The sequence below is a fragment of the Arthrobacter sp. StoSoilB20 genome (assembly GCF_019977295.1).
In the GTDB taxonomy this organism is placed as follows: Bacteria; Actinomycetota; Actinomycetes; order Actinomycetales; family Micrococcaceae; genus Arthrobacter; species Arthrobacter nicotinovorans_A.
This window is the reverse complement of sequence record NZ_AP024651.1, coordinates 2,023,426-2,046,145: the sequence shown is the minus strand read 5'-3', so window position 1 is coordinate 2,046,145 and position 22,720 is coordinate 2,023,426. Positions and strand designations below refer to the sequence as shown.

Annotated in this window: 20 protein-coding genes and 7 tRNA genes; 20 read left to right on the top strand and 7 right to left on the bottom strand. The window is 61.2% G+C overall.

What is annotated here, in order from left to right; translation table 11 throughout:
• Positions 1-181: 181 nt before the first annotated feature.
• Positions 182-1,114 (bottom strand): hypothetical protein, encoded by a 933-nt coding sequence (locus LDN85_RS09215; RefSeq protein ID WP_155854070.1) that lies wholly within the window; start codon positions 1,112-1,114, stop codon positions 182-184.
• 116 nt (positions 1,115-1,230) lie between these two features.
• Positions 1,231-2,976: an RNA polymerase sigma factor gene (locus LDN85_RS09210; RefSeq protein WP_223945180.1), complete on the bottom strand. Its 1,746-nt coding sequence runs from the start codon at positions 2,974-2,976 to the stop codon at positions 1,231-1,233.
• 392 nt (positions 2,977-3,368) lie between these two features.
• Here LDN85_RS09210 and LDN85_RS09205 point away from each other — a divergent pair, with 392 nt between their 5' ends.
• The 5 genes from LDN85_RS09205 (at position 3,369) to LDN85_RS09185 (ending at position 9,394) form a co-directional block, all read left to right on the top strand.
• Positions 3,369-6,101, top strand: a complete 2,733-nt coding sequence (locus LDN85_RS09205) for a SpaA isopeptide-forming pilin-related protein (protein ID WP_091551196.1) — start codon at positions 3,369-3,371, stop codon at positions 6,099-6,101.
• 93 nt (positions 6,102-6,194) lie between these two features.
• The gene (locus LDN85_RS09200; protein WP_026540344.1) at positions 6,195-7,679 is read left to right on the top strand and encodes a SpaH/EbpB family LPXTG-anchored major pilin; all 1,485 of its coding nucleotides are present in this window, start codon (positions 6,195-6,197) and stop codon (positions 7,677-7,679) included.
• A gap of 124 nt (positions 7,680-7,803) precedes the next feature.
• Entirely contained in the window at positions 7,804-8,775 is a 972-nt protein-coding gene (locus tag LDN85_RS09195; protein ID WP_081733252.1) for a class C sortase, read from the top strand.
• A gap of 21 nt (positions 8,776-8,796) precedes the next feature.
• Positions 8,797-9,207 carry a response regulator transcription factor gene (locus tag LDN85_RS09190; RefSeq protein ID WP_026540343.1) on the top strand — a complete coding sequence of 137 codons (411 nt, stop codon included), beginning with the start codon at positions 8,797-8,799 and terminating at the stop codon, positions 9,205-9,207.
• 49 nt (positions 9,208-9,256) lie between these two features.
• Positions 9,257-9,394: a hypothetical protein gene (locus tag LDN85_RS09185; protein ID WP_155854577.1), complete on the top strand. Its 138-nt coding sequence runs from the start codon at positions 9,257-9,259 to the stop codon at positions 9,392-9,394.
• A gap of 228 nt (positions 9,395-9,622) precedes the next feature.
• Here the strand turns inward: LDN85_RS09185 and LDN85_RS09180 are convergent, their stop codons facing one another.
• On the bottom strand, positions 9,623-10,249 hold the full coding sequence (locus LDN85_RS09180) for a response regulator transcription factor (protein WP_091551940.1): 627 nt from the start codon (positions 10,247-10,249) through the stop codon (positions 9,623-9,625).
• Positions 10,246-11,442, bottom strand: a complete 1,197-nt coding sequence (locus LDN85_RS09175) for an ATP-binding protein (protein ID WP_223945179.1) — start codon at positions 11,440-11,442, stop codon at positions 10,246-10,248. The genes LDN85_RS09180 and LDN85_RS09175 overlap by 4 nt, the downstream gene beginning before the upstream one ends.
• A gap of 153 nt (positions 11,443-11,595) precedes the next feature.
• On the opposite strand from LDN85_RS09175, the gene LDN85_RS09170 reads away from it, so the two are divergent.
• From LDN85_RS09170 to LDN85_RS09160, 3 genes are all read left to right on the top strand, one after another.
• Positions 11,596-12,303 (top strand): DUF3060 domain-containing protein, encoded by a 708-nt coding sequence (locus LDN85_RS09170; RefSeq protein WP_223945178.1) that lies wholly within the window; start codon positions 11,596-11,598, stop codon positions 12,301-12,303.
• Positions 12,304-12,727: 424 nt separating this feature from the next.
• Positions 12,728-13,096, top strand: coding sequence for a hypothetical protein (locus LDN85_RS09165; RefSeq protein WP_155854576.1), 369 nt, complete (start codon positions 12,728-12,730; stop codon positions 13,094-13,096).
• Between the two features lie 199 nt (positions 13,097-13,295).
• Positions 13,296-13,724 carry a hypothetical protein gene (locus tag LDN85_RS09160; protein WP_051420736.1) on the top strand — a complete coding sequence of 143 codons (429 nt, stop codon included), beginning with the start codon at positions 13,296-13,298 and terminating at the stop codon, positions 13,722-13,724.
• An 83-nt stretch (positions 13,725-13,807) separates the two neighbouring features.
• On the opposite strand, the gene LDN85_RS09155 is transcribed toward LDN85_RS09160, so the two are convergent.
• A tRNA-Val gene (locus LDN85_RS09155) sits at positions 13,808-13,879 on the bottom strand.
• A 249-nt stretch (positions 13,880-14,128) separates the two neighbouring features.
• Here LDN85_RS09155 and LDN85_RS09150 point away from each other — a divergent pair.
• From LDN85_RS09150 to LDN85_RS09110, 9 genes are all read left to right on the top strand, one after another.
• Positions 14,129-14,201 (top strand) — tRNA-Gly (locus LDN85_RS09150).
• Positions 14,202-14,247: 46 nt separating this feature from the next.
• A tRNA-Cys gene (locus tag LDN85_RS09145) sits at positions 14,248-14,318 on the top strand.
• A gap of 39 nt (positions 14,319-14,357) precedes the next feature.
• Positions 14,358-14,432, top strand: a tRNA-Val gene (locus LDN85_RS09140).
• A gap of 57 nt (positions 14,433-14,489) precedes the next feature.
• Positions 14,490-14,562, top strand: a tRNA-Gly gene (locus tag LDN85_RS09135).
• A 24-nt stretch (positions 14,563-14,586) separates the two neighbouring features.
• A tRNA-Val gene (locus LDN85_RS09130) sits at positions 14,587-14,661 on the top strand.
• Between the two features lie 57 nt (positions 14,662-14,718).
• Positions 14,719-14,794 (top strand) — tRNA-Gly (locus LDN85_RS09125).
• A gap of 176 nt (positions 14,795-14,970) precedes the next feature.
• Positions 14,971-16,425: an amino acid permease gene (locus LDN85_RS09120; protein ID WP_026540339.1), complete on the top strand. Its 1,455-nt coding sequence runs from the start codon at positions 14,971-14,973 to the stop codon at positions 16,423-16,425.
• A gap of 95 nt (positions 16,426-16,520) precedes the next feature.
• Entirely contained in the window at positions 16,521-16,754 is a 234-nt protein-coding gene (locus LDN85_RS09115; RefSeq protein ID WP_026540338.1) for an antitoxin, read from the top strand.
• Between the two features lie 114 nt (positions 16,755-16,868).
• Complete coding sequence (locus tag LDN85_RS09110; protein WP_091554126.1) at positions 16,869-18,086, top strand: benzoate/H(+) symporter BenE family transporter; 1,218 nt, start codon at positions 16,869-16,871, stop codon at positions 18,084-18,086.
• 1 nt (position 18,087) lies between these two features.
• Here LDN85_RS09110 and zapE read toward each other — a convergent pair whose 3' ends face one another.
• Positions 18,088-19,128 (bottom strand): cell division protein ZapE, encoded by a 1,041-nt coding sequence (gene zapE, locus LDN85_RS09105; protein ID WP_026540336.1) that lies wholly within the window; start codon positions 19,126-19,128, stop codon positions 18,088-18,090.
• 210 nt (positions 19,129-19,338) lie between these two features.
• On the opposite strand from zapE, the gene LDN85_RS09100 reads away from it, so the two are divergent.
• The 3 genes from LDN85_RS09100 (at position 19,339) to ybaK (ending at position 21,339) form a co-directional block, all read left to right on the top strand.
• Entirely contained in the window at positions 19,339-20,265 is a 927-nt protein-coding gene (locus tag LDN85_RS09100; RefSeq protein ID WP_223945177.1) for a sulfurtransferase, read from the top strand.
• Between the two features lie 73 nt (positions 20,266-20,338).
• Positions 20,339-20,797: a SufE family protein gene (locus LDN85_RS09095; RefSeq protein ID WP_202900146.1), complete on the top strand. Its 459-nt coding sequence runs from the start codon at positions 20,339-20,341 to the stop codon at positions 20,795-20,797.
• Positions 20,798-20,832: 35 nt separating this feature from the next.
• Positions 20,833-21,339, top strand: coding sequence for a Cys-tRNA(Pro) deacylase (gene ybaK, locus LDN85_RS09090; protein ID WP_223945176.1), 507 nt, complete (start codon positions 20,833-20,835; stop codon positions 21,337-21,339).
• A 13-nt stretch (positions 21,340-21,352) separates the two neighbouring features.
• Here the strand turns inward: ybaK and LDN85_RS09085 are convergent, their stop codons facing one another.
• Positions 21,353-22,693: an alpha/beta fold hydrolase gene (locus tag LDN85_RS09085; protein WP_223945175.1), complete on the bottom strand. Its 1,341-nt coding sequence runs from the start codon at positions 22,691-22,693 to the stop codon at positions 21,353-21,355.
• Positions 22,694-22,720: the final 27 nt, after the last annotated feature.

The window sequence follows — 22,720 nt, the reverse complement described above, 5'->3', positions numbered from 1 at the left end:
AGCGCAGGACCGGGACAGTTCCGGGGCAGTTCGGGTTCTTGATCGTCTTGCATGCTGACGAAGTGCGCCGATGCAGCGGTTCGTGACGCGAATTCGCAGTACGTCCGCTGTACTTCCGTAGAACGAGGCGCAAAAACAGGCAAGAACTTGGCCGATCTGCTCGGCCGGGAGGATGGAATGCTCAGTCTTTGGACAAAACTGCTTCCAGAACGGCCTGAAACTCCGGGCCGACGCGGATCGACAACTTTCCATCCTCAGACAACGCGGTCAGTTGCTCATAGCCAGCGCCGTTGCTCCAGTAGACATGGGGACTCACTGGTCCAGGTGCGTCGCCGTAGCCCATGGCAGTGAAGCGCACCATGCCGTCCAGGACCATCACCAGGGTTTCATCGCTGATGAGGTGCCACACCAACTGATGCCTGTTGGGCATGCTCATCAGCCAGCCAAGATCAGGGCGCAAGGTTTGGCCGGACGCCTCTTCAGCAAGTCCTGGCAGCAACAAAGCCTTACTCGCCGTATAGACCGAATCACCCAAGAGGGCAGTAAATGAGCCACCGCCTTGCACAGGCACGGTTTCCAGGTGCTGGTCTTCCACCAACTTCAAGTTCGCAATTCCCTGGGAACGCAGAGCTTCCCAGCCTCCGCATCTCCCCGCGTGTTCCCGATTGAACACTGCCACGGTATCGGGAAGATCCAGTGCCAGCATTTCGATCACACCTGGAGCAAATTCGGTGTGGGGATAAGCGTCCGGATTTGGAATGCTGGATGCTTCGTATAGGCGTGCATGGACCCGGCGTGCCACATCTGCAGGCGTGAGGCATTCGAACGGATCGGGCGCTTCAAAGCTGGCAAGAACCTTCTGCAGATGTTCTCTTATGGTGTCCCGCCATTGGGATTCCGGACGGTTGTGGCACGACGCAGCAACATTCCAGAATCCATAACCCCGTCCGTCAGCATCAACGGCGCGGTCGCTGAAAATGTGTACCTCGTAGCCCAGCTCGCCGAAGACTTCGCGGATTGTTGTCCGAAACCTTTGGGCTTCGGAAACCGTGAAGAAGGACAAATCCTCGTCGGACGGTTCTTGCTCAGGCCGTTTCTTTTTGAAGAAACCCACGGGACCCACTTTCGTTGTTCCTTGGCGCCCATCCCGCAACGCCGGGGACTTCGAGGGCTGTCAACACGATGCACCCAACCTACCGGGCCAACCCCACCGGGCATAGCAACCGCAGGTCAAAAGGTGTCCACGAACGTCGTCGGCGCAATCCCACTGCCGCTGAACGTGTAGGTCATCGTGGTTGTCTGGTTGGGGTCTTTGCGGGTGACTCCCATATGGAAACCGAGGGCTCCCGGGTCCACCGCGGTACTGGTGCACTTCAGCTCCGGAATATCGTCGTGTTCCTTCCGGCAGCTCCAGCCTGATGGCTCGATCAATTTACCTGGGATGAGGCCTGATCCCTCCGACAAGCTGAATGTCACTTCAGCAGATGCTGGAATCCTCCCGTCGCCGAGGACAAAAACAATTTCTACATTCGCGTCGGAAGCAGTGGTGCCGGGTTCTGCCGAGAAGTCTGCTGTCACAGCCGGCACCGGATTCGTTTGGGTCGGCGTCGGCGTCGGCGTCGGAGTCGGAGTCGGGGTTGGGGCTGGACTCGACGACGACGGTTGGGGCGAGGGCGTGGTGTTGCCCGTCGGCGTGGCAGCGGGAGGGACGGATGCTGTGGCTGATGGGGATGCTGAAGGGACAACTGGCGGGTTGGTCCCGGGCGCAGAGGGGGCAATGGTGGGCAGGACCGGAGGCAAGGAAGGCGGCTCCTTTGGGGTCGACCCTCCGGGCGCGGGGGGCAGTGCCGGCAACGAGGGGTTGGTGTTTCGCCGCAGCACCACCCAGATTGCGGGAAGTGCCGGCACCTCGGCTGCTGTGGGTGGATTGGCCTGGCCTGTTTCCCCCGGAACAGGAACCAGTGGCCGCGTCGGGCTGGCCGTAGGTCTTGGAGTTACTCCCCGGGGCTTCGGCGAAGGCGCAATCTCGGCCGTTTGTGCGCCCGGAACAAACATGCCCGCAGCGCCCATGGCTGCCACTGCTGCGGAGCCCGCCACGGCAGCCACAAGCACCCCGACAACCACTTTCATGGGCAGTGCCATGCCGCCATGGGCTGCACCTGCTGCGGCAGTCGCACCGGCTGAACCAGAGGCTGAAGCCACAGCGGCAATTGCCGGGCTGAAGGCAATTCCCGCTATCAACGGGAACAGCACAGACCTCATTGAGGATTGGACATCATGAAGGTCCAGCAAGAGAGCCGTGCACATTGAGCACTCCTCCAGGTGGGACTGGACTTTCCGTTCGGATCGTGGGCTGAGTCCTTTGCGGGAATAGACCCCAAGCTGCGCAGAGTACTCCTCACAGTCCTCGCCAACAGAGGCTTTGACATGGTTCTGCAGGTAGGCCTGACGCAAACCTTCCCTTGCCCTCAGGGCAAGGGCGGAAACGCCGTTGGGGCTGAGCCCCAACATCGGCGACGCTGCCCTGGGCTTCATGCCCTCAATGTCGACGTACCACAGAACGGCCTGCCATCGCTCGGGAAGGGATTTGAAGGCTTGGGCCACAGCGGCTGTTTCGAATTCGGCCAGCACCAAATCCTGATGGTAATGCGCACTATCCAAGAGATAGGACTCGTCAGTGGGCCGCGTTCGCGAACCGGAGCGGTTGGCCCTGTAAGCGGTTCTGCGGACTGCGGTCAGCAAATAGGCGCGGAAAAATAAGTCGGGGCCCTTCCCCTGGGTCAGTGATTCCAGCACGGATGCAAAGGCATCAGCCACTACATCGTCAACGTCAGCACTGTTGTCGACTTGGGCTGCAGCGACGTGCCTCGCCATCACGCGATGCCTGCCATAAAGAGCATCGAAGGCGGCGGTGTCACCGGAGCGCACCTGCTCAACCAGTTGCTCATCGCTTAGTGCCGGCTCGGCCAGCCCCACTCCAGAGCTACTGTCCCGCAATCTGTTCCGTCTTGGATCCGCCCCCATGGCGCTGCCTACTGACGGACACGACAAGGTGAACGGAAAACCCGGACAACAACGTCCGGGACAGGAGAGCCACGCTGCTGCAGCCCTCACGCAGTCGCCATGTCCAGGGGCCGCGCTCCCCCACCAGACTAAAGCCGACGACCTCCCAGGAAAATAACGAATCGGTACCTTGTTTTCCGTTGAGGAACCGAAACCGCGCGATGACGCGGCAGGACCGGAAACCGGCCTCTGTGTGATAAAGCTCACACTCACTTCTCCGTCACGATCCCCTTCTGAAATCCACTAGTCATCCAATTGGGCGAAGAGCTACCGGTTTTCCGGTGGCATGTCAGGAGAAATGGACCATGCAGAAGTACATGAAGCGGGGCGTCACCAAGACCAACCGCGAGCGTGCCGCCTCACGGCTCGTCCTCCTCGCAACGGCTCTTGCGGTCCTTGCCGGCACCATCGGCTACAGCGCCGTCAATGCCCCCACACCTGTTGCCGCCCTGCCTGGAACGCCGGGCGTCACCCAGGCGGGAAAGTTGGTCTACAGCGAAGATTTCTCAAATGCGAGCGCGGCTACGGCGCCAATACCCTTGGGCTCGTACACCGGCGGAGCAGCAGCGGGCAGTGAACAGTACACGGCCGATGCCGCATGGCTGCCCGGCGCCCAGGCTTGCAACGGCTGGATCCTGCGCGAAGGTACGCCATTGCCCAGCAACGGCGGACTCCTGAACATCTTGACCAACGATCAATGTGGCCGGAACACCGCTTTCACGGAGCTTGGCAAGATGGCACATGCCATGGGCCTTTTCCAGGGCATGACAGACGCGCAGGCCGCCCAGAACCAGATCCTGAGCGAGTACACCAACAGCGTTACCGGCGCCCAGTTGGCGGGGCGTCAGTTGCAGACCACCAAGAACACGATTCCCACCATCGCCGGGCATTACTACGCGATCTCAGGCATCTTCGGGGCAACCAGTTGCTTCTCCAACCATGCGAGCCAGGAGTTCGCCATCCTCATCAACGGAGTACCCACCGTGGTGGGCTCCAATTTGGATCCATGCTCCGATGCCAGTTCCCAGTCCGTCAATTATGGCGGCAGCAGCTTCCGCGTCGCGAAGCTGCAGTCCGGCGCAATTCAAGTTCCCGTTTCCGGGACGACTCCCACGCTGGGCATCCGGGTGCGGAACCTTACGGCTACAGGCAACGGAAACGACGTCGGTTTTGACCTTCCGCAGCTGGTGGACGTGACCCCTCAGCTGGACAAGTCCTTTGCCCCCACCACTATCACGCAGGGGCAGAACACAACACTGACCTACACCGTCACCAACACCTCTGACCTCATGGCCAAGAACGGATGGCATTTCATTGACACAATGCCTGCCGGATTGACTGCCGTCGGGCCACTGGGCGGGACGTGTGTCCGCACAGCCGGAACAGTGTCGGGCAGGACCGTGGATGTGACGGGGAACCTCGCACAGGGCAGTGTCTCGTGCACCATTACCGTTACCGTTACGTCCAACACTCCCGGCGTTTACAACAACTCGGGATGCGTAGCCAACGACGGTACTGCGGTTCCCAATTGCACCAACAACTTCCCCACCATTACCGGGCTTTACTCTCCGGGGACTGCCCCTCTGACCGTGAAGCCGGTGGTGGACCTGTCCATCACCAAAGGCGCTGACCTCACCACCTACGTGCCCGGCCAGAGCATCACGTACACGGTGGTGGTGCATAACAACGGACCCAGCGATGCCGTGAACGCTCTGTTCACTGATCCCTTGCCCTCATCCATCCAGGGCGCAGCATGGACTTGCAGTGTGACAGCTGCAGGTACCCCGAACCTCCCACCCACCGCACCGACCGCCTGCAACGCTCCCAGCGGCACAGGAAGCATCTCCGGAACTGTACGTATCAACGTCGGCGGGACACTGACCTACAGGATTACAGGCACAGTTGCCCTGGGCAGCTCAACGAGTATCACCAATACGGCCACCATCGTGCCCGCCGCCCAGACCGCCGTTCCCACCATGCCAGGTGGAGGACCGAATCCTGTGGCTGGCTCCACCTCGCTGGTCACTACCGTTGATCCCGCCTGTGCTCCGTCTCCGGGAACCGGCTGCTCCGCCACCGTCACAACCCCCGTAACACCCCAGTGGACCATGGCAAAGAGTGCCTCAGTCAACGGCATACCTTCTGCCGGAAACACTTCTGTTCGACCCGGAGAAACCATCACCTACTCTGTGACGGCCACCAGTGACAGAGGGCAGATCAACAACGTTGTCCTCACCGATAACCTGGCGGACGTCCTGGATCAGGCAGCCTTCGTGCCCGGATCCGCCACACTGAAGATTGGCACTTCAGCGCCTGTCGCTGTAGCCGACCCGCCGGCAGGTTCGACGGTACTCACCACCGCCCCATTCACGCTTCCGGCCGGTGCAACGGCCGTCCTGAGCTACAAAGTCACCGTCGCCCAGACGGCCTGGAGTTCCCAACTCGTCAACATGGCCACCGGCAGTGGCAGCGTGACTCCTCTTCGTTGCGCGACTGGCGCCACACCAGTGAATCCGGCATGCATCACCACCCACCACACGCCGTCGAAAATTCTTCTTGAGAAGGTCGGGGAATCCTCGGGTTCATTATGGGTCCCCATGGCGGGCTCGTCCTGGGCCATCCACGACGACGCCTCGGGTGCGGCCGGTGCCGTCAATAATGCCTACGCTGTGACGCCTGTCCCCTCCAGCATTGGACAGTTTCAGATCACCGGAATCGAGCCGGGCGTTTACTGGCTCCAGGAGACCCAGGCACCTGCGGGATTCAGTCTCCTCGCAGAGCCGGTGCAGTTCACGGTTGCGCCCAATGGTGCCGTAACGCTGGGCGCCGGCAGCGGTTCAGGTGTCGTGACCAGCGGTGACCCTGACGGCGACGGCGTGTTCCTCGTTACCGTCCGTGATGTCCCTGCTTTGAAGATGCCCGAAACAGGAGGCATTGGTTGGTGGCCGCTCACGGCAGCCGGAACAGGACTCCTGACGGCGTCGCTGTTCGTGGCCTTCACAAGCTTCAGGCGCTCACGCAAGCGGGCATTGGCCTGATACCAGACCCGGTCCGCCATCCCAAGGTAGGACCGTATTTCCCCCCAAGGTGTTCACTCCGAGCATCACCCCCAAAAAAAGAAAGAGGTTCACGTGAGCAATTTACGCTCCCGGGGTCTTTGGAAGACCGCCGCCGCCACCATCGCCGGGGCGGTGCTGGCTATGTCCTTTTCCGTAGCTCCTGCATCCGCCGCTCCCCTTGTCGATGGCACCCGGACTGGTTCCATCACTGTCCACAAGTTTGAGCGTCCAGCCACGCCCACCGGGTTGCCGAACAACGGCACCGCCGTGGATACCAGCGCACTGACCCCGTTGTCGGGCATTACCTTCAGCATCGCGCAGGTCAATTCCATCGATCTGAGCACGAACGCCGGCTGGGATGCTGCCCACAACCTCAGCACTACTTTCTCTGCGGCCAATCCGGCTGGTTCCATCGCGGCCGGAGGCTACACCCTGGGCGCCGCACAATCCCAAACAACAGACGCCACCGGCACAGCAGCCTTCAACACTCTTCCCTTGGGCCTCTACCTGGTGACAGAAACCAATTACCCGGCCGGTGTGACGCCGTCGGCTCCTTTCCTGATTTCGGTGCCGCTCACTGACCCCAACAACACCAACAACTGGATCTACGACGTCAACGTCTACCCCAAGAACTCTGTGACCGGTGCTGAGAAGACGGTTACGGACGCCCCGGCTGTGAAACTCGGTGACGCGGTCGACTTCACCATCACCGGTGACATCCCGAACGAAGCCATCATTGATGGTTACAAGATTGTTGATGTCCTCGATCCCAAGCTGAGCTACGTCGATGCAACGGCAACGCTGCTCGATGGCACCGTCCTTACCGAAGGAACCCACTACGTGGTGACCTTCGATGCAGCCAGCAACACTGTTTCGGTTGAGTTCACCGCAGCCGGCCGGGCCGTGCTTGCCGCGCACAACACCACCCGCGTCCAGCTCGTTGTCAACACCACCGCCAACGCAGTCGGAGAAATCGAGAACGTTGCTGCCGTTTACCCGAACGCCGGAAGCTTCACCGGCACCCCGGGTCAGCCGGGTGGACCGATCGTTACGCCGCCGGTTGTCACCAAGTGGGGCGAAATGACCCTTCAGAAGACCGATCCGAACGGCACAGCCCTTTCTGGCGCATCCTTTTCCGTTTACGCTTCCGAGACAGACGCCAAAGCCGGCACCAACCCGATCGCCATCAGCGGCCAGACCGTATTCACCGTAGCTGCCGATGGCACGCTGACTCTGTCCGGTTTGCGCTACTCAGACTGGGCGAACGGCGCTGCTGTGGCACCCGGGGATGCCAACTACCGCACCTACTACCTGGTTGAAACAACCGCCCCAGCCGGATACGAACTGCTGGCCGCGCCGGTGTCCTTCGTCATCAACGCCGGTTCCACGGCAGTCGGGATTGACCTCCAGGTCAAAAACGTCCCTTCCAACAGCGGTTTTGAACTCCCCCTGACCGGTGGCGTTGGAACGAACCTGTTGTACGCAGCCGGCGGACTCCTGGTGGTTGGTGCAGTACTGCTGCTGATCCGTTCACGCCGCAGCGCCGACAAAGGCTGAATCCCGGAAGATCAGGGCCTGACAGCTTGACCGCACCGTGGGGAAGAACGCCAATCATGCGCTCTTCCCCACGGTGGTTCCGTCCGTTCCAACGACTCACTTCACCACCCTTCCCAGGACCGACATGAAACCGAAGCAAACAAACCGGCTGCGCCCCCGGAGCCCACGTCGCCGTGCCTGGACAGGGCAGCGCCTCTTCATCATTTTTGCCGCCGTCATAGGCGTAGGCATCCTGCTGTACCCAACTGCGGCCGCCTGGTTCTCGGACCGTGTGCATGCCACGGAAATCAGCGGCTACGCCGACACGGTGGAGAACCTTGCACCCTCAGCGCAGGACTCGTTGCTGGAGAAGGCCCGGGCATTCAATGCAGCCCTGCCCAGCGGTCCTTTGAGGGATCCGTACTCTTTGAATGACGACGGCGGCCAGATCGTTGTGGGGGCCGGCTCGGAAACGTACAAAAACATCCTCGACGTCGGCCCCAACGGCATGATGGGACGCATCAGCATCCCTTCAATCCACAGCGACCTCCCCGTCTTTCATGGCACGGACGAGGAAACCCTGTCCAAAGGCATCGGGCACCTTTTCGGCTCTGGGCTGCCGGTTGGTGGAACGGACACCCACAGCGTGTTGACCGGCCATTCGGGCTTCGTCAATTCGACGCTCTTCGACAACCTGGACAAGGTCAAAACGGGGGACGTCTTCTCCATCACCGTCCTGGGCAAGGCGATTTACTATGAAGTCGACCAAATCCTGACCGTGAAGCCCGAAGACACCGAAGCCCTCCGCAAAATCGCAGGGCAAGACCTGGTCACCCTCGTTACCTGCACCCCAAAGGGCGTCAACAGCCACCGACTCCTGGTACGCGGGAAGCGCGTTGATGCTCCAAGCGAGGACCAAGCACAAGCCTTTGCCGGCCAGACGCTGGACCCCGGCTTTCCTTGGTGGACACTCGGACTCTGTGCAACGGCAGCCCTTGCCATCCTCGTGACACGCCCCCGTCAGCAGGGTGCCGGGCGGGGCGTTGCGCCTAATGGTGAAGGTCCGTCGGGACCTGAACCGGCGGGCCTCTACGGCGTCGGGCGGTCCCGCACGTAAGCTTGTCCCGAAGGGGGCCACGTGAATTCACCAAGAACCTGCGTTGTCATTGAGGACGATACTGATATCCGCGACCTCATAGCGTTGATCCTTACAGACGCCGGCTTCGAGGTTCACGCCTGCGAAACAGGACATGACGGCGTGGTTGCAGCCGAACGACTCAACCCTGACCTCATCACTCTTGATGTGGGCCTCCCTGATATGGATGGCCGCGAGGCTGCACGCCTGATTGCCGCCGTTTCACCCGCCCCCATTCTGATGATCACGGCCTTTGCAGAACTGGATGACGAACTGCACGCCATCGCCTCCGGAGCCACGGCATACCTCATCAAGCCTTTCCGGCCCCGCCAGCTGCGTGAACTTGCACTGCAACTGAGTCCCCACGAACCGGCCTCGGGCGCAGTGCGTCCGACACCGTGCGTCAAGCCGTAAAGGAGAGGTGGGGACCGGCCCATCGCTCCAAAGAAGGAGTGCCCACATCATGAATAGACTGACAGCACCAATCATGATCGCGGCAGTGCTGCTGTTGGGCAGCTTGTCGGCGTGCGCAGATTCCGCGGGCCCGGGGTCCGGCCGGACCAGCAAGCCATCTGCTCCTCACAGCACCAATGACGCCTAAGCGTATGTCGCCTTACTCACGCCTCAGTTGGGCCAGGACGGCCGATTGTCCGAGTATTCAGTGCAGGGTTACCAGTACGGTCTCCGGGAGGTAAAGGGCACCGGCGCCGAAACCACTTTGCTGAATAACGAAACCCATGAGTGGGAGAGCCTGGGAAGTTTCGTGAAACTTCCGTAGGCAGGGTCTCCGGTCTGTCACCGCCACCGCTCCCACGCCGGGAGCCGAGCTTCAGAGGTCCTCTTCCCAAAGCCGTTCGCGAAGTTCAAGTTTGGTCCTGGTTGGCCATCCGGCGTCAGTGTACTTGCGTTTGACACGCTCAAGGTACTCTCTGGCCGTTCCATAAGCTACGCCTGCTTGGCGGGCCGTTGCGGCCAGCGTGGCCCCCGAGGCGTAGATACGCAGAACCGTGGATTCCTGGGCTGAAAGCCGGGGTCGCTGCGGCCGCGCGTCAGTGCTTAGCAAAAACGCCAACTCCGGGCTGACCGCCAACTCGCCCTTAGCTGCGGACCGGATAAAGTCGACGAGGTTGGGCAGATCATTGTCCTTGGTGATGTAGCCCGACGCGCCCGCTTCAATAGTTGCCAACACATGTTCTTGATCGGGAATGGTTGAAACCACCAGAATAGCTGCACCTGTTTCGAGGAGCTCCTGGACATTGCGGCCGGGATTGCTGCCGTCCCTGAGATTCAAATCCAGCAGGATTACATCGACGTCCGCCTGATCCTGCAGGTATTCGGCCACCGTGGAAGCCATCCTGACCAGCAGCACATCCTCCAAGGGTTCCAGCCACGCAGCGAGGCCTTGCAGGAGCATCCTGTCATCGTCAATCGCGCCAATCCGCACAGGACTGCTCATGCGGGCCACCGCAATTCCACGCTGGTCCCTTGCCCGGTCTGACTCTCAACCACTGCACTGCCCCCAATTTCAGCCATTCTGGCAATGATCGAACCGCTCAGTCCGAGGCCCGGATAGTTTCCGCCCGTGTCGAATCCCCGCCCGCGGTCTGTTACCGTGACCGTGACTCCGCCGTTCCCGGAGGGGTCGCCGCGCCCCGTCACCCATGCCTGGCTCTGCCCCGAATGCTTCAAGACGTTGTTCAGAGCCTCCCTGCTGGCGTCCCGAATCGTCATGACGACCTCCTCGGGAACGGTTGCGGGCATGTCGGCAACCTGGTGGTGCACCCTCAAGCCCAATACCGCCTGTTCCCGGCCTAGAGCTGCAAGCTCGCCCTGAAGCCTGTTTGCCGCTGACCGGTCCGCCGAGGAGATAATCGAGCGCAGGTATTCCGCATCAGCTGCGCAGCGGCGTTGGACGAGCGGGTCTGAGGCATCCAAACTTCCACGGGCCAGCGCACTGAGGGTAGAGAGTACTGTGTCATGCAGCGTGCGGTATTGCCTTGTCCGTTCGCTGCCTTGCATTTCCGCGGCTCGGCGCCACTGCAGGGAGTTCTCCAATGCCTCCGCGGCGCGGCCGGCATTTTCCGCCAGCGCGCGCAGCCGGTGCCCCACCAGTGAGGCCAAGGTAGCCACGACGAGGAGCATAACCAAGGTGGAAAGATACTCAGTCACCATCGCCGGCTGGCCGAACATGGCGACAGAGGCGCCGGCACCAATACCGGTTGACAGCATAAGCCAAGCCAGGACAACGCGCCGTGCCGGAAAAAGCAGTGCGAGGGAAAACATGCTTCCCATGGCCAACGGAACCGCGGAATTTGACCAACTCAATGCGTCCCAGGGATAGCACGCCAGACCTGCCGTGACGGCAGCACTGGCATTGATGGAGACATCTGCCCACAGCGACCATACAGGGATGTCGTTTCGGCTGAGCACGATGGTCACCCAAATCAAGGACCAAAGGGTTTGCAGGACAATGGTGACGGTCGCCAGGGCCGGGTTCTCAATGCCCGCAGTCAGGCCGAACACAATGCCTGCCGGCCACAGCAGCAGCTGGGCCAGCCGAAGAAGGGCAATGCCCCGCACCAGGAATGTCCGGTTGTGCATCAACGCATCCCTCACCGTCGCAAGGGTCTCTTCCCCGGTTCTGTCCATGGAACGCAATGCTACCCATCGCCGCCACCGGCATGCTGTCGGCAGTTCTGCTGACAGCATTTTTCCCGGCGTGACAGCACTGGTTGAAACTGCGATGGTTACGTCACAACACGAAAAGTGCGGACCAACGCTATAGATCAAGGACAAGCAATCATGGAACGATTCGAACACCGGAGGATCTTGCTGTTATTGCCGTTGGTCTTGGCCAATGCAGGAGCAGCCTTTGCTCTTTCTGCGTGCGGTGCCGGCGGCGCTCCTGCAGGAGCAGTCGTAACGGATGCCCCCGTCAGCAGTGCCGTCTCCACTGCCGCCAGCCCGTCACCGCAACTTGGTTCGCCGGTATCTGCAGGCCCCACATCAAATTCTCCTGCCGCAGCCAACTCCAGTTCCGGACCAGAGGTAATTATCCCCACCACCGCCCCAACTGCGCTCCAGGTTTCCAGCGGAACCACCCACACTGTCACAGGCGACATTGTTACCGCCGAACTGAACTGTTCGGGTGGTGACGTTGTCATCGATGGAACAGGGAACACGGTGAGAATTTCCGGTGCCTGCAACTCAATCAGCGTCATGGGAACTTCGAATACGGTACAGGCCGCCAATGCCACAACCATTCAGATTGACGGTGTTGGGAATTTCCTCACAGGTGACACCTTTGAAAACGTCACCATCGTCTCGGGGCCCAATTCCCTGCACAATCGCACCACAGGTGTACTGACCATGGAAGGACAAGGCAATTCGGTCAAAACCGGCACGCTGAAGATGGCCACTGTCAGCGGCAACTCGAACTCGGCACGCTATGCCGGGGATGCCCCCGCGAGTTCGGTTACCGGCATTGGGAACAGCGTAACCCCCCACTAGCCACCGACACCTCGGACTGGAGACTGAAGCAGGCTTCGGCATCGAGTCAGTGTTTCCAGGCAGCTTGTCCCTCTTAGTCCGGGCACCTCATTTTCTGAAATTCCGCAGCTATTAAGTAGGAGAAACAGTCTTGAAGAGGATCCAACGTTCCGCCATTTTTGCCCTGGCAATGTCCATGACCTTAGGTCTGTCAGCCTGCGGTACCGGTGGCAGCCCGGAAGGCCCAAAACCCGACCCCTCCACTTCTACGACGGACTCGGCGCCCTTTTCCGGGCCTACGGCTTCTGAGCGTCACAGCCCGGCCGGGACATCCACGCCGGCACCGACGCCGACCACCACCGCACCCGGGAAGCTGGCGGCAGCGGGTTCCCTGCAGGCGGGCGGCCAGTGGCTGTACGCGCTCAAAAACGAATCCACCAGGCCGGTGGGCGAAACCAGCGCCGTACTTGAAGGCGATGCATCGGGCACCGTGTACACGAAATCAACATCCCAGTTCATGGGCTGCGACGGAACGACCGACCAGACAAGCTATCAATTGGATGGCGCATTCACGATTTTCAAGGCCCAAGTGGGTCTTCGCGCCGGTACCCCCGCTGGAATCAAAGCAATTGTTGATGTGTATCTCGATGATGCGCTCATCACCCGTCTGCAAATAGACGACGACGGAGGGGCGCCACTGCAGGTTGTTCTGACGGGGGGACAAACGCTGACTTTCCGTGCTTCAACAGGCACCGGCGAGTGCGAATATTCCGAGCAAGGCTATCTCGTCTTCGGTGACGCGCAGGTTTCCTGACCCAGCAAATATTTCTCCAGGCCAACAACGCAAGGCCGTTCGACGCGCAGGGACAACTCCCATTTCATCACTTGTCGTCACGATTCCGTAACCCACATCACATATAGGCAGCGGTAGTTCACCGTGGCACCGTCAGGCCTGATCTCAGTTGAGACCATGGCCTCCTCAGGCAACAAAGATGAGAAGGAGAAGTGGACAGTTGAAACCCACACTCAAGAAATTTGGCACAGCAGCGGCCATTGGCATCACACTCTCGTTGACCATGGTCGCTCCCCCGGCAAATGCGGCTGTTGCAAAGCTGTCAAGCACCATCAAGTACTGCACTCAGTTCCCACATAATGGCTACGGTGGCGCTGTCTCTTTCAGCGACTACCGCGCTAAGTGCGCTCAGGTCTACACCAACTACAACCTCAACGTCCGAAGAGGACCCGGCACCGGATACGCGCTCACGGGCCGCACGCTCAGCAGTGGCCTGGTCCAGGAATTCGATTGCTGGACCACCGGCACATGGGTAGACGGTGACAACATCTGGCTCAAGCTCTACCCCGGCTCGTTGGGTGCCCAGTACGTTTCTGACCGCTACGTCTACACCGGGCCGAACGTCACGACCATCCTGCCGCACTGCTGAAAGCTTCTGCTCAGACTTTGAGGACGACGCTGACATCCCCGGAAACCAAAAACCCCCCGGAGAGCCGGGGGGTTTTTGTTTTGTGGGCGATACTGGGTTCGAACCAGTGACCTCTTCGGTGTGAACGAAGCGCGCTACCACTGCGCCAATCGCCCGGGTGCATAGAAAACACTAACCGACCACGGCCTGAATGCAAAACCGATCAGCTCCTTCGCACCGGCAGCGAACTACACGGGTGGAATTACACCGGTGAAACTCCCCGCAAGCCGCGGAAAGACAAGGATCCGGCCGTCTCCGAAATCAAAAATCACCGCCCGATTTGGAGTTTGCAACAACCTCCTATAGAGTTTTTACTCGTCGGAAAGCGACGGAAAGCCTGCAGGGCTGGCCGTCAAAACGACACTGCGGACGTAGCTCAGCTGGTAGAGCACCACCTTGCCAAGGTGGATGTCGCGAGTTCGAATCTCGTCGTCCGCTCGCAAGGCACTGTCAAGGCAAGAATTCCCCGGAATCCTGCTTACACGGTGGGTTGGCCGAGAGGCGAGGCAGCGGCCTGCAAAGCCGTATACACGGGTTCGAATCCCGTACCCACCTCGGTGAAAACCATGTCTTCCAGCTTCTGGCTGGATGCATGGGCGATTGGCGCAGCGGTAGCGCGCTTCCCTGACACGGAAGAGGTCACTGGTTCGATCCCAGTATCGCCCACCAGAACAAGGCAACTTGTTTGTTGTTGAAGGCCAGGCACCAACCAGGCAGACAACATGTGCGGACGTAGCTCAGCTGGTAGAGCACCACCTTGCCAAGGTGGATGTCGCGAGTTCGAATCTCGTCGTCCGCTCTCCTTTTAGAAGGACCCGGAAACGGGCGATTGGCGCAGCGGTAGCGCGCTTCCCTGACACGGAAGAGGTCACTGGTTCGATCCCAGTATCGCCCACCAAAACAAGGCAACTTGTTTGTTGTTGAAGGCCAGGCACCAGCCAGGCAGACAACATGTGCGGACGTAGCTCAGCTGGTAGAGCACCACCTTGCCAAGGTGGATGTCGCGAGTTCGAATCTCGTCGTCCGCTCCAGAATAAAAAAGCAGCTCCCCGGAGCTGCTTTTTTTGTGCCATTTTTCAGCAAAGACCAACTCATTACGGGAAATAACCGATACCCCTCAGAAGAAGTCGCTTTATCTAATGTGATTCGGCTCGCATAATGTACTGCGAGCTCATCACCGTTCCACGCCTATGGCAGGAGTACCCCCATGAATCAACAGACGGCTTCCAAGTCCGTCCTGAGGCGCAAGCCCATCGACGACATCGAGGAAGAAAGCAAACACAGCGGACTCTTTAAGAGTCTTGGCCTCTGGCAACTGACAGCAATCGGCGTTGGCGGAATTATCGGCGTCGGGATTTTCTCCCTTGCCGGCCTTGTAGCCCACGGCAGCGAGGGCAACCCGGGCGTAGGCCCCGCCGTGCTCTTTTCCTTCCTGATCGCCGGCCTGGCTTCCGGTGCAGCCGCGCTCTCCTACGCGGAATTCGCCGGCATGATCCCGCGCGCCGGCTCGGCCTACACCTACGGCTACGTTGCCCTTGGCGAGATCATTGGCTGGTTCATCGGCTGGGATCTGCTGCTGGAGTACATTGCGATCGTGGCTGTAGTGGCCATCGGCATCTCCGGCTACTTTGATGCTTTCCTCTCCGGCATCGGAATTCACATGCCAACCTGGATGACGTCCACGGCCGACGAGGGCAAGGGCGGAATCATCAACCTCCCGGCAATCCTGGTCTGCCTCCTGGTCACCTGGATCCTCAGCCGCGGAACCAAGGCCTTTGGCCGGTTCGAGCTGGTAGCTGTGGCCATCAAGGTCATCCTGATCCTGTTCATCATTGGACTGGGCATCTTCTACGTCAACACCGAAAACTACAACCCGTTCATGCCCAGCGGCTTCGGCCCGGTCATTGCCGGTGCCGCCACCGTCTTCTTCGCCGTCTTCGGCTATGACGCCATGAGCACGGCGGCCGAAGAGGCAAAGGACGGCAAGAAGCACATGCCCAAGGCCATCATCCTGTCCTTGATCATTGCCATGCTCCTGTACGTAGCCGCCACGCTGGTCCTGACCGGCATGCAGAACTACAAGGACATCAATCCCACAGCCGGCTTCGCATCGGCGTTCCAGGGCGTGGGACTGCCCGTCATTGCCACCATCATCTCCGTGTTCGCGGTTCTGTCCATCCTGACCGTCATGCTGACCTTCCTGTTGGGCGTCACCCGCGTGTGGTTCTCCATGAGCCGTGACGGCCTGCTGCCGGGCTGGTTCGCCAAGACGGACCGGCACGGGACGCCGCAGCGCGTTACGTGGATCGCCGGCGTTGCTTCGGCATTCCTTGCCGGCGTCTTCCCCATCAAGGAAGTAGCCGACCTCACCAATATCGGCATCCTGGCTGCATTCGTGGTGGTGTGTGTCTCGGTGATTGTCTTCCGCTACACCAAGCCGAACGCTCCAAGGACGTTCCGGTTGCCGCTCATGCCGCTCGTGCCTGCCTTCGGTGTCCTGGCTTCGGCATTCCTGATGTTCCAGCTCCACTGGGAAACCTGGGTACGGTTTGGCGTATGGCTCGTGATTGGCCTGGTGATCTACTTCGCTTACGGCCGACGACACTCCCTGATGAATCCGGACAGCCCCCGCCACAAGGTGGAAAGTACGCCGTTGGCGTAGTTTATCCACAGGCCAATCCGGAACCCTTGGCACCCTTGAAAAGTGGTGTTAGGGTCGGACGCGGAGGAGCGAACTGGCTCCGCGATGGAAGGGAGGTGCCCGTGGGTTTAATTGACGACCTGAAGGGCAAGGCTCAGGGTCTCATTCAAGGCAACGAAGAAGCCATCAAGAATGGCATCGAAAAGGCCGGGGATTTTGTGGACGAGAAGACGGGCGGCAAGTATGCCGGCCACGTCGACAAGGTCCAGAACGCCGCTTCCGACTTCGTGGCCAAGAACGACGGTCAGCCTGGACAGGCTCCCGTCACGGATGAGCCGAAGCAGCCATAGCTGCCTGAGCCGCCGTACCAGATACGTCAAGGGGGCACCGGTCCCGCCGAGAGGCGCCACCGGTGCCCTTGGCGTTTAACGCCCACCCTCTGACGGTCGGGTACGTTGGTCTTTATGCCTTCCGTCTCCCCGCCCCGAACGCACGACAGTTCCAGCCGGGAGACACTGGGACCTCCGATTACCGCCGGTATCGTCACCGCGCTGGTGGGTTTCACCTCATCATTTGCCGTCGTCCTTGCCGGCCTGCAGGCGGTGGGCGCCAACCAGGCCCAGGCATCGAGCGGACTACTCGCTCTCACCCTCACCTTTGGCCTTGGAATCCTGTGGCTGTCCTGGCGTTCCAGGTTGCCGGTGACGCTCGCCTGGTCCACGCCCGGGGCGGCGCTGCTCGCCTCAGCCGGAACGGTCGACGGCGGATGGCCGGCTGCCGTGGGGGCGTTCCTTATGGTTGGGGTGCTGATCGTCCTGACTGGACTGTTGCCGGTATTGGGGCGGCTCATGGCAAAAATCCCGACGGCACTTGCCCAAGCCATGCTTGCCGGAGTCCTGCTCCCCCTGTGCCTGGCTCCTTTCAAGTCGCTGGGATCGGCTCCGCTGCTGATTGCTCCCGTGGTCCTGTGCTGGGTTGTCCTGATGAAGTTCGCGCCGCGGTGGTCAGTCCCGGCATCGTTGCTGGTGGCCCTGGCCGTTATCGGAATCCACATTGCCTCCAACGGCGTCCAGATCCCCGTGGACAGTCTCTTGCCAAGGTTGGAGTGGACCACACCGGCTTTCTCCGTGGAGGCGGCAGTAGGGCTGGCCTTGCCCTTGTTCATCGTCACCATGGCCTCCCAGAACATCCCGGGAGTCGCTGTCCTGAAGTCGTTTGGTTACACCACACCTTGGCGTTCCTCCATGCTGGTCACCGGAGCCGGAACCATCGTGGGAGCGCCATTCGGCGGCCATGCAATCAACCTTGCCGCCCTCAGCGCAGCCCTGGCAGCGGGCGAGGAGGCGGGCAGGAACCACAGCAGGCGTTGGATCGCAGCGTTCGTCTCCGGTTTGGCCTACCTGGTCCTGGCCGCAGCTTCGGCGGCCCTGGTGACCTTGGTAGCGGCGGCACCATCGGGGCTGTTGGAAGCCGTAGCCGGCCTGGCACTCCTGGGGACCTTGGCGGCGTCCATTTCCTCTGCGCTGGCCGTCGCAGAGGAACGCATACCAGCCTGCATCACTTTCCTGCTGGCAGCGTCAGGCCTCAGCTTCGCCGGTGTGGGCGCCGCGTTCTGGGCGCTTGCCGGAGGCATCCTGGTTCGCTGGATGCTCAAGAGCCGCGAACCAGTACAGAAAGCGTGAGTCAGGCAGGCTCGTGGTTTTGCGCCTCGCGGGCAAGCGCTGTCAGCCTGGACACAGCACGGAAGTACTTCTTGGTATAGCCGCCGGTCATCATCTCTTCGGTAAAGAGCTTGTCGAAGGGGACGCCACTGGCCAGGATGGGCACATCCTTGTCATAGAGCCTGTCCGCCAACACCACAAAGCGGAGGGCCACAGCCTGTTCCGTGATGGTTTCGACGTCGCTCCAGACCACTGCTTCGACGCCGGAGATGAGCTGCCGGTAGCGGCTGGGGTGAACCGCAGCCAGATGGTTGACCAGTGTGCGGAAATCGTCCACTGCCACCGTCTTGCCAGCAAATTCGGCCTTCATGCGGTGCTTGAGTTCTTCAGTCTTGAGGGGTGCCGGAGCAGCAGGCAAGCCGCGGTGCCGGAAATCCTCGCCGTCGATCCTGACAACATCGAATTGGTCGGCAAGAACCTGGATCTCGCGCTGGAAATCGACGGCGGCAAAGCGCCCCTCACCCAGTGAGCCAGGCAAGGTGTTCGATGTGGCGGCCAGTTTGACGCCGGCGTCGGCGAGTTCGCGCATGAGGCGGGACATCAACACGGTGTCGCCTGGATCATCGAGTTCGAATTCGTCGATGCAGACCAGCTTGTAGCTGCTCAGGGCCTCGACGGTCTTGCGGAACGAAAGCGCCCCAACCAGGTTGGTGTATTCCACGAACGTGCCGAATGCCTTGGGGCCCGGAGACCTGTGCCACAAGGAGGCCAGGAGGTGGGTTTTGCCCACTCCAAAACCACCGTCAAGGTAGATTCCTGCCCTGGTGGCCGGAGCCTTTTTGGCGAAGAGCTTCTTGAACAATCCGCCACTGTCCTCGGAACCAACCCCGTCGGCGAAGGCCGAAAGGAGCTTCACTGCGTTGGCCTGGCTCGGCTGCGAGGGATCGGGACGGTAACTGTCGAACGAGACCTCTCCGAATCGCGGAGAGGGGTAGAAACCCTTGAGGAGTTCCTCCACGGAGACTGCCGGTGTGCGGGCAGCCAGTTGTTCGATCTGTACCACGGTGGTCCGTTCCTTCGGTATTAGGTCCCCAGCAAGAATACCGGCATTGGAAGGTCCGGGAAGGACACGTGACCAAGCACATGTTTCATCGTGTGACCGCCGGGAAGCAATCCGGGCAGCCCGTGGTTAGTGTTGGGAGAACGCCGGGCTGGCACCTGCACCATTTTCCACGGCCTGGCTCCCGTCCGTTGTCAGTGAAAGGCCATCACCATGTCCTACCCCGTTGAACAGAACGAAAAGTTTGCCGCATACGCAAACCCGGAACGCCTCGTCTCCACAGAGTGGCTGGCATCAGCCCTGGCCGACGGTGCCATCGCCGACGGCAAGCTGGTAGTTGTGGAGTCCGATGAAGATGTCCTCCTCTACGAGACCGGGCATATCCCGGGGGCCGTGAAGATCGACTGGCACACCGACCTGAACGACGAGGTCACCCGTGACTACGTCGACGGTGCCGCGTTCGCTGCCCTCGCTGCGTCCAAGGGAATCTCCCGTGACAGCACCGTGGTCATCTATGGGGACAAGTCCAACTGGTGGGCTGCTTACGCCCTCTGGGTTTTCACTCTCTTCGGCCACGAAGACGTCCGGCTCCTTGACGGCGGGCGCGACAAGTGGATCGCAGAAGGACGCGCTCTCACCACCGACGCTTCCCAGCCCGGCGTCGGCGAATATCCCGTGGTGGAGCGCAATGACGCCCCCATCCGTGCGTTCAAGGAAGACGTCCTGGCGCACCTGGGCAACCCGCTGATCGATGTCCGCTCCCCCGAGGAATACACCGGCCAACGTACCCACATGCCTGCCTACCCCGAAGAAGGCGCCCTCCGCGGCGGCCACATCCCCACGGCAGCATCGATTCCGTGGGCACGTGCAGCTGCAGAAGATGGCACCTACCGCAGCCGCGAACAGCTTGAAGCCCTGTACCTGGGTGAAGCCGGGCTCGAAGCCGGCGATGACGTGGTGGCCTACTGCCGGATCGGCGAACGTTCAAGCCACACGTGGTTCGCGCTCAAATACCTGCTGGGCTTTGATTCCGTGCGCAACTACGACGGCTCCTGGACGGAGTGGGGCAACGCAGTACGCGTTCCCATCGTCAAGGGCGCCGATCGGGGCTCGGTACCGGCCGCCTTCGCTCGCAGCTGATACGTGAACGGGAGTCCCGTAGTGTTGCGGCACACAGAGCCATTCCGCCCCGGTTGTGCGTAAGCTGGAAGAGATGAGTACGTACACTTTGCCCACCGCGTTGGCGGAAATCGTCGATGACTTCCAGGCACTGACGGAGCCCGACCGCCTCCAGCTCCTGCTTGAGTTCTCCAGGGGACTGCCGGAGCTTCCGGAACGCTTGAAGGACCACCCCGAGTTGCTGGAACAGGTTGTGGAGTGCCAATCTCCGCTGTTCCTCACGATCGAGTCGGAGAAGAATCCTGATGGCGTCCGGAAGTACCGGCTCTTCTTCAAGGCTCCCCAGGAAGCGCCGACCACCCGCGGCTTCGCCGGTGTCCTGCACGAGGGACTCGACGGATTAACGGCCGAAGAAATCCTCGCCGTCCCGGATGACATGCCTGAACTGCTGGGCCTGACCAGGGCCATCACTCCCCTGCGGATGCGGGGAATGACCGCCATGCTCGGCCGCATCAAACGCAAAGTTGCAGCCGCCAACCGGTTGGAACACTGATTCCGTCAGAGCACTGAAAGGCGACACCACACGGTATGGCCAAAAAGATGGCTTCACAGGGAACGCCGGCCACTGCAGCCCTGGCTGCGGCCGGCGTTTCCTTTGTGCTTCGCCCGTACGTCCATGACCCGGCAGCAACCAGCTACGGCCTGGAAGCAGCAGAGGTCCTGGGCATTGAACCGGCGCGGGTCTTCAAAACCCTCATGGTTGAAGTCGAAGCCCGCCTTGCCGTGGCCATCGTCCCCGTATCGGGCAACCTGGACCTGAAATCAGTGGCGGCAGCGCTGGGAGCCAAAAAAGCAGCCATGGCAGATCCCAGGGCTGCGGAGCGCCGAACCGGCTACGTGCTCGGCGGCATATCCCCCTTGGGGCAGCGCCAGCCCTCCCCCACTGTCCTTGACGCTTCAGCGCTTGCCTTTGATGCCATCCTGGTATCCGGCGGCCGGCGCGGGCTGGACATCGAACTTGCTCCGACGGACCTGGTCCGGCTGACCAACGCCACTGTCGCGGCCATTGGGACCACGCCAACGGCCCAAGGCTAACCAGCCAGCGCGTTCAGCCGCGAGGGCCCTGAACGCCGACTGTGCCTCCACCGTCCACAGAATCCCCACCATGTACCTGGGCCGTGCCGTCCGCCGGCCCTGCTCCGCCCGCTTGTCCCGGGTTGTTCCGCGGTGCCAGCTGCCGCTGCAGCCATGAGCGCACTATGCGCTCCCACCGTTCCGGGTCCACATTCCATTCCTTGGTGTGCCGGGCGCCGTTGAATGGCTCAAAGGTCACCATCTCCGGGTTCTTCTCGGCAAGGCTCGCCGAGGGTCCGAACGGAACGTAGTCATCGTCAACGCTATGGATCAGAAGCGTGGGTGTGCGCAGCTCCACTGCCCGGGCTTCCCAATCCATTGCCTTGAGGTCAACGGGGGCCGCGAGACCGGTGAGCCTGCGCCCCAGCGGGTGACCCAGCATCAACTGCCCGTAGCGCCCCACAGCGTAGGGAATCCTGTTCATCTGCGCATGGTGTGCCATGACATTGACCCAGTTGATGACAGGGGCATCCAGGACCAGGGCCCGGATGAGATGCCGGTGGCTGGACAGATCGGCGGTCTGGAGGCTGATCGCTCCGCCCATCGACCACCCGAACAGCACGATCTCCTCCGCTCCGTGTTCACGCGCGTAGTCAATGGCAGCCTCTACGTCGCGCCATTCGGTGGATCCCAGGCCGTAGCGTCCATCGAGGGCTGACGGGGCAAGGCCGTCGTTGCGGTAGGAGATGAGCAGGCTGTCCATGCCCAGGCTCTGCGCCGTTCGCACAGCCCGAAGGCCTTCAAGGCGTGTGGCCCCACGCCCGTGGACCATGATTGCCCAGACCGCTGCCGGATTGGACGCCTCGGCGCGGACCAACCACGCAGGTGCCACACCGCCGTCGACCGCTATGTCCACGTCCTGGGCCACCAGGCCAATCGACGCCGGGTCCGGGTAGGTGGCGCCGCTCCACCACCCACGGCGCGCCTCTGCAAGATTTCCGCTGTAGACCTCTTCAACCTCCCGGAGTACGGTCTGCTCGGCCGGGGAATAGGACACGATCCTGCCAATCCGTGCATGGCCCTGACCACCGGCGAAGAAGAGGCTGAATACGCCGTCTATGGTGGTGTCGGGAGTAGCGGCCAGGATGACTTGGGGGCCCTTGTCGCCCTGGATGACGGCGAGGACCTCCTGGTCCTCATGCCTGGCAGCGGGGGTGATGACGCGGCGGGCAAAGTAGACGGCGAGCGCAGAGGATCCTGCGCCCAGCAGTCCGGCGAGGGTGCCGCCCGCGAGGAAGCCGCCGATGGCCCATTTGGTGCGGAGGGACAGTTTGTTCTCTGCAGCGTCGCTCGCTGACCGGTTAGTCGATGCCATGCTTCCATTGTTGCCGGTCCTTGGCGG